The organism is Streptomyces humi (genome assembly GCF_001005085.2).
GTDB classification, from domain to species: Bacteria; Actinomycetota; Actinomycetes; order Streptomycetales; family Streptomycetaceae; genus Streptomyces; species Streptomyces humi.
On sequence record NZ_LBMU02000081.1, the window covers coordinates 41,436 to 48,618 of the forward strand.

Genomic DNA, 7,183 nt, shown 5'->3' on the forward strand with positions numbered 1-7,183 from the left:
GCTCCGTTCGCTTCAGAAACGTACTCAGGCCTTCGGTACCCGCACGATCAGGGCGTCACCCTGCCCGCCGCCACCGCACAGCGCGGCCGCGCCGACCCCGCCGCCCCGCCGCTTGAGCTCCAGGGCCAGGTGCAGCACGAGACGCGCGCCGGACATGCCGATGGGGTGGCCCAGGGCGATGGCGCCACCGTTGACGTTCACCCTTTCCGTGGACACGCCGAGGTCCTTCATTGACTGCACGGCGACCGCGGCGAAGGCCTCGTTGATCTCGATGAGGTCGAGGTCGGAGACGTCCAGGCCGTCCTTCTTCAGGGCGTGCCGGATCGCGTTGGACGGCTGGGACTGGAGCGAGTTGTCCGGTCCGGCCACGTTGCCGTGGGCGCCGATCTCGGCGAGCCACTCCAGGCCCAGTTCCTCGGCCTTGGCCTTGCTCATCACGACCACGGCGGCCGCGCCGTCCGAGATCTGCGAGGAGGTGCCGGCCGTGATCGTGCCGTCCCGGGTGAACGCGGGGCGCAGCTTGCCCAGCGACTCCGCGGTGGTGTCGCCGCGGATGCCCTCGTCCTTGCTGAAGACGACCGGCTCGCCCTTGCGCTGCGGGATCTCGACCGGGGTGATCTCGGCCTCGAAGAGCCCGTTCTTCTGGGCGGCGGCGGCCCGCTGGTGGGACAGCGCGGCGACCTCGTCCTGCTCGGGGCGCAGGATGCCGAGGCGCGTGTTGTGCTTCTCCGTGGACTCGCCCATGGCGATGTTCTCGAAGGCGTCGGTGAGGCCGTCGTACGCCATCGCGTCGAGCATCTCGACGGCGCCGTACTTGAAGCCCTCGCGGGACTTGGGGAGCAGGTGCGGGGCGTTGGTCATGGACTCCTGGCCGCCCGCGACCACGATGTCGAACTCACCCGCGCGGATCAGCTGGTCGGCCAGCGCGATGGCGTCGAGTCCGGACAGGCACACCTTGTTGACGGTGAGCGCCGGGACGTTCATCGGGATGCCGGCCTTCACGGCGGCCTGGCGGGCCGGGAGCTGGCCGGCGCCGGCCTGTAGCACCTGCCCCATGATCACGTACTGCACCTGGTCGCCCCCGATGCCCGCGCGGTCGAGGGCTGCCTTGATCGCGAAGCCGCCGAGGTCGGCTCCGGAGAAGGACTTCAGCGAGCCGAGCAGTCGTCCCATGGGCGTCCGGGCGCCCGCGACGATCACCGAGGTGGGCCTGCCGGGAGTTTCAGAAGTCATGAGCGGTGATTCCCCTTACCGGCTGCACTGCCGAGGAGTGAACGAGGGTTTACTTCGAATGTATTGCGTGGCACTCCGTGCCGTCATCGGGCCGTCAGTGTGATCGCTGGCACGTTGCGTAACCATCGCGGTGGCGCTGCACTGAATCCATGCTGACGCGAATCGACCACATCGGGATCGCCTGCCACGACCTCGACGCGACCGTCGAGTTCTACCGGGCCACGTACGGCTTCGAGGTGTTCCACACCGAGGTCAACGAGGAACAGGGCGTGCGCGAGGCCATGCTCAAGATCAACGAGACGTCCGACGGAGGCGCCTCCTACCTGCAACTTCTGGAGCCGACCCGGGAGGACTCGGCGGTCGGGAAGTGGCTCACGAAGAACGGCGAGGGGGTCCACCACATCGCCTTCGGCACGGCGGACGTCGACGCCGACGCCGCGGACATCCGTTCCAAGGGCGTACGCGTTCTGTACGAGGAGCCACGGCGCGGCTCCATGGGGTCGCGGATCACCTTCCTGCATCCCAAGGATTGCCACGGAGTACTGACAGAACTGGTCACTTCGGCGGCTGTTGAGTCACCTGAGCACTGACCCTCGTACATATGGGCCGGTAGGGTTGGGGGCGGTCGTCCCTTCGCAGGTTCGCAGGGCCGGGGCGGCCGCATGCCGGGGTCCGGGTTTCGGGGGACGAGCGTCGGGGCAGCAGCCCGTGCTCCGCCGTTGATCTGACACCATTCCCCGGGGGCCCCGTTCGGCGGAAGGACGGAGCTCGTACGGAGAAGGTTGCGACCAGGGGACGGATGGGACCGCGCAGTGCGGGGCTACGAGAGCCAGGAGCGAGAGCCGGCGGCTGACGTCGACCACCTCACTCGTTTCGAAGCCGAGATGAAGCGGCTGAAGACCGAGCGGGAAAAGGCGATCCAGCATGCCGAGGACCTCGGCTACCAGGTCGAGGTGCTGCGCGCCAAGCTGCACGAGGCGCGGCGCACCATCATGTCCCGGCCCGCGTTCGACGGCGGTGACATCGGCTACCAGGCCGAGCAGATGCTCCGCAACGCCCAGATGCAGGCCGACCAGATCCGCCAGGAGGCGGAGCGGGTGGCCGCGGAGGCCCGGGCGCAGACCCAGCGGATCCTCCAGGAGCACGCCGAGCAGGCCGCGCGGCTCCAGTCGGAGCTGCACCAGGAGGCGGTGACCCGTCGCCAGCAGCTGGACCAGGAGCTGGCCGAGCGCCGCCAGACCGTCGAGTCGCACGTCAACGAGAACGTGGCGTGGGCCGAGCAGCTTCGGGCGCGCACCGAGTCCCAGGCCCGCCGGCTGCTCGACGAGTCGCGGGCCGAGGCCGAGCAGGCGATGGCGGCCGCCCGCACCGAGGCCGAGCGGCTGACGAACGAGGCCCGGCAGCGGCTGAGCAACGACACCGAGGCCGCGCGCACGGAGGCCGAGCAGATCCTGCTGCGTGCCCGCCGGGACGCCGAGCGCCTGCTGAACGCTGCCTCCACCCAGGCCCAGGAGGCCACCGACCACGCGGAGCAGCTGCGCAACTCGACGGCGACGGAGTCGGATTCGGCCCGCCGGCAGGCCGGTGAGCTGAGCCGGGCCGCCGAGCAGCGGATGGCGGAGGCCGAGGAGGCGCTGCGCAAGGCGCAGGCCGAGGCCGAGAAGCTGGTCACCGAGGCCGAGGCGACCGCCGCCAAGGCGCTGGCGAGCGCCGAGGCCACCAACGAGCAGCGCACCCGTACGGCCAAGGAGCAGGTCGCCCGGCTGGTCACCGAGGCCACCAAGGACGCCGAGGTCACGAAGGCGGACGCCGAGCAGATCGTCACGGACGCCAAGGCCGAGGCCGAGAAGATCATCTCGGAGGCCTCCGAGAAGGCCCGCACCCTCACCGCCGAGGAGAGCGCCTCCCAGCTGTCCAAGGCCGCGAAGACCGCCGAGGACGTCCTCAACCGGGCGGCCGAGGAGGCCAAGCAGACCACCAAGGCCGCCGCCGAGGAGGCCGAGCGGATCCGCACCGAGGCGGAGACCGAGGCGGACCGGCTGCGCGCCGAGGCCCACGACATCGCCGAGGGCCTCAAGGGCGCCGCGAAGGACGACACCAAGGAGTACCGCGCCAAGACGGTCGAGCTCCAGGAGGAGGCCCGTCGGCTGCGCGGCGAGGCCGAGCAGCTGCGTGCCGACGCGATCGCCGAGGGCGAGTCGATCCGTGCCGAGGCCCGGCGCGAGGCGGTGCAGCAGATCGAGGAGGCGGCCAAGTCCGCCGAGGAACTGCTCGCCAAGGCCAAGGCCGACGCCGACGAGCTGCGGCAGACCGCCACCACGGACAGCGAGAAGGTCCGCACCGAGGCCATCGAGCGGGCGACCGCGCTGCGCCGGCAGGCCGAGGAGACCCTGGAGCGCACCCGTCAGGAGGCCGACCGGCTCCGCGCGGAGGCCCAGGAGCAGGCCGACAGGGTCCAGGCGGACGCCGAGCGGGCCGCGGCCGAGCTGCGCGAGGAGACCGAGCGGGGCGTCGAGGCGCGGCGCGCGGAGGCCGCCGAGGAGCTGGCCCGGCTGCACACCGAGGCCGAGGACCGGCTGGCGGGCGCCGAGCAGTCGCTGACCGAGGCCCGCGAGGAGGCCGGCCGGATCCGCCGGGAGGCCGCCGAGGAGAGCGAGCGCCTGCGGTCCGAGGCCGCCGAGCGCATCCGTACGCTCCAGCAGCAGGCGGAGACCGAGGCCGAACGGCTGCGCAACGACGCCGCCGCGGACGCCTCCGCGTCCCGTGCCGAGGGCGAGAGCATCGCCGTACGGCTGCGGTCCGAGGCCGCGGCCGAGGCCGAGCGGCTCAAGCAGGAGGCCCAGGACACCGCGGACCGGGTCCGTGCCGAGGCCCAGGCGGCCGCCGAGCGGCTGTCCACCGAGGCGTCCGAGACGCTGGCCGCCGCGCAGGAGGAGGCCACCCGGCGCCGTCGCGAGGCCGAGGAACTCCTCGGTTCCGCCCGGCAGGAGGCCGACCAGGAGCGGGAGCGCGCCCGCGAGCAGAGCGAGGACCTGCTCGCCTCCGCCCGCAACCGGGTCGAGGAGGCGCAGGCCGAGGCGGTACGGCTGGTCGAGGAGGCGGACCGGCGGGCCACCGAGATGGTGTCGGCCGCCGAGCTCCACGCCCAGCAGGTGCGGGACTCGGTCTCCGGGCTGCACGAGCAGGCGCAGGAGGAGATCAGCGGGCTGCGCTCGGCCGCCGAGCACGCGGCGGACCGCACCCGGCGGGAGGCCGAGGAGGAGTCGGACCGGGTCCGCGCCGACGCCTACGCCGAGCGGGAGCGGGCCAGCGAGGACGCGACCCGGATCCGGCGGGAGTCCGGCGAGGCTTCGGAGGCGGCGAAGGCGCTCGCCGAGCGGACCGTCGCCGAGGCCATGGCCGAGTCCGAGCGGCTGCGGTCCGAGGCGGCCGCGCACGCCCAGCGGGTGCGCACCGAGGCCTCCGACACCATCGCCCAGGCCGAGCAGGACGCCTCCCGTGCCCGGGCCGAGGCCCGGGAGGACGCCAACCGGATCCGTTCCGACGCGGCGACCCAGGCCGACACCCTCATCACGGAAGCCCGCAACGAGGCCGAGCTCCTCCAGAACGAGACCATCGCCGAGGCCGACCGCGTCCGCGCGGACGCCATCGCCAAGGCGGAGAAGCTCATCTCGGACGCCACCGGGGACGCGGAGCGGCTGCGCGCCGAGGCCGCCGAGACGGTCGGTTCGGCCCAGTTGCACGCCGACCGCACCCGCAGTGACGCCGAGCGGCTCAAGGCGGAGGCGGAGGCGGAGGCCGAGCGCATGGTCAACGCCGCGCGCGAGGAGTCCGACCGGACGCTCGACGAGGCCCGCAAGGACGCCAACAAGCGGCGCCAGGACGTGGCCGAGCAGGTGGACACGCTCATCAACGAGACCACCGCCGAGGCCGACAAGCTGCTCACCGAGGCGCAGGCGCAGGCCCACAAGACCACCGCGGACGCCGAGTCGCAGGCCGACCTCATGGTGGGCGCGGCCCGCAAGGAGGCCGACCGGCTGGTGTCCGAGGCCACGGTCGAGGGCAACTCGCGGGTGGAGAAGGCCCGTACGGACGCGGACGAACTGCTCGTCGGTGCCCGCCGGGACGCGACCGCCATAAGGGAGCGGGCCGAGGAGCTGCGGGACCGCATCACCAGCGAGATCGAGGAGCTGCACGAGCGGGCCCGCCGTGAGGCGGCCGAGACCATGAAGTCCACCGGTGACCGCTGCGACGCGCTGATCAAGGCCGCCGAGGAGCAGCTCGCCAAGGCCCAGGTCAAGGCGAAGGACCTGGTCTCGGAGGCCAACTCCGAGGCGGGCAAGGTCCGGATCGCGGCCGTCAAGAAGGCGGAGGGGCTGCTCAAGGAGGCCGAGCAGAAGAAGGCCACGCTGGTGCGGGAGGCCGAGGAGCTCAAGGCCGAGGCGATCCGCGAGGCCCGGCGCACGGTCGAGGAGGGCAAGCGCGAGCTGGAGATCCTGGAGCGCCGGCGGGAGAACATCAACGGCGAGATCTCCCGTGTCCAGGACGTCCTGGAGGCGTTGGAGTCCTTCGAGGCGCCGTCGGGCGGCAAGGACGGCGGGGTCAAGGCGGGCAGTTCGGTGGGTGCCCCCCGATCGGGTGGCAAGTCGTCAGAAGGCTAGGGGCCAAGGGTGATTCTGTAGCGGTCTGTGGCGTTTGCCCGTTTCATCCATCGAGGCTTTGGCAAGCGTTCTCACAGCTAGCCACCCAAAAGGGGTGTCATTCTCCAGATCAAACGCGCATCCGCTCGATGACACACCGCTTTCGCCCCTAGGATTCCACCTATCACCTCACCGGTCTCACTCGACAGGAAACCCATGAGCGACACTTCCCCCTACGGCTTCGAGCTAGTGCGGCGTGGGTACGACCGCGCTCAGGTGGACGAACGGATCTCCAAGCTCGTCTCCGACCGTGACAGCGCTCTCGCCCGCATCACCGCTCTGGAAAAGCGCATCGAGGAGCTCCACCTCGAGACGCAGAACGCCCAGGCCGCCGTTACCGACGCCGAGCCGTCGTACGCCGGTCTCGGCGCGCGTGTCGAGAAGATCCTCCGCCTCGCCGAGGAGGAGGCGAAGGACCTGCGCGAGGAGGCCCGCCGGGCCGCCGAGCAGCACCGTGAGCTCGCCGAGTCGGCGGCCCAGCAGGTGCGCAACGACGCAGAATCGTTCGCTGCGGAGCGCAAGGCCAAGGCCGAGGACGAGGGCGTCCGGATCGTCGAGAAGGCCAAGAGCGACGCGTCGCAGCTGCGCTCCGAGGCCCAGAAGGACGCGCAGTCGAAGCGCGAGGAGGCGGACGCCCTCTTCGAGGAGACCCGCGCCAAGGCCGCGCAGGCCGCCGCCGACTTCGAGACGAACCTCGCGAAGCGCCGCGAGCAGTCCGAGCGTGACCTGGCGTCCCGTCAGCAGAAGGCCGAGAAGCGCCTCGCGGAGATCGAGCACCGCGCCGAGCAGCTCCGCCTGGAGGCCGAGAAGCTCCGCACGGACGCCGAGCGCCGCGCGCGTCAGACCGTCGAGACGGCTCAGCGTCAGGCCGAGGACATCGTCGCGGACGCGAACGCCAAGGCCGACCGGATCCGTTCGGAATCGGAGCGCGAGCTCGCGGCGCTGACGAACCGCCGCGACAGCATCAACGCCCAGCTCACCAACGTCCGCGAGATGCTGGCGACGCTGACGGGCGCCGCGGTGGCCGCGGCCGGCTCCCCGGCCGAGGACGAGCCGATCTCCCGCGGTGTCCCGGCCCAGCAGTCCCGGTAACACCTGAAGTCCAGGTAACGCCTGACGAGAACGAGGGCCCGCATTCCCTTCGGGGGTGCGGGCCTTCGTCGTGGGCCGCGGGCCCGGTGGGGGTTGCTCGCGCAGTTCCCCGCGCCCCTGAAGGGGCGCCGAGGTGGACGCCCCTGAAAGGGGCGCGG

At 71.9% G+C, this 7,183-nt stretch carries 4 protein-coding genes; 3 read left to right on the forward strand and 1 reads right to left on the reverse strand.

From position 1 onward, the window contains the following. Positions 1-24 precede the first annotated feature (24 nt). Positions 25-1,233, reverse strand: a complete 1,209-nt coding sequence (locus tag AAW13_RS32385) for an acetyl-CoA C-acetyltransferase (protein WP_071659751.1) — start codon at positions 1,231-1,233, stop codon at positions 25-27. Between the two features lie 149 nt (positions 1,234-1,382). Between AAW13_RS32385 and mce the strand changes: the two genes are divergently transcribed. The 3 genes from mce (at position 1,383) to AAW13_RS32400 (ending at position 7,025) form a co-directional block, all read left to right on the forward strand. After that, the gene (gene mce, locus AAW13_RS32390) at positions 1,383-1,823 is read left to right on the forward strand and encodes a methylmalonyl-CoA epimerase (protein WP_046730831.1); all 441 of its coding nucleotides are present in this window, start codon (positions 1,383-1,385) and stop codon (positions 1,821-1,823) included. 222 nt (positions 1,824-2,045) lie between these two features. After that, entirely contained in the window at positions 2,046-5,894 is a 3,849-nt protein-coding gene (scy, locus tag AAW13_RS32395) for a polarized growth protein Scy (protein WP_046730830.1), read from the forward strand. Positions 5,895-6,089: 195 nt separating this feature from the next. Beyond that, positions 6,090-7,025 (forward strand): coiled-coil domain-containing protein, encoded by a 936-nt coding sequence (locus AAW13_RS32400; RefSeq protein ID WP_046730829.1) that lies wholly within the window; start codon positions 6,090-6,092, stop codon positions 7,023-7,025. Positions 7,026-7,183: the final 158 nt, after the last annotated feature.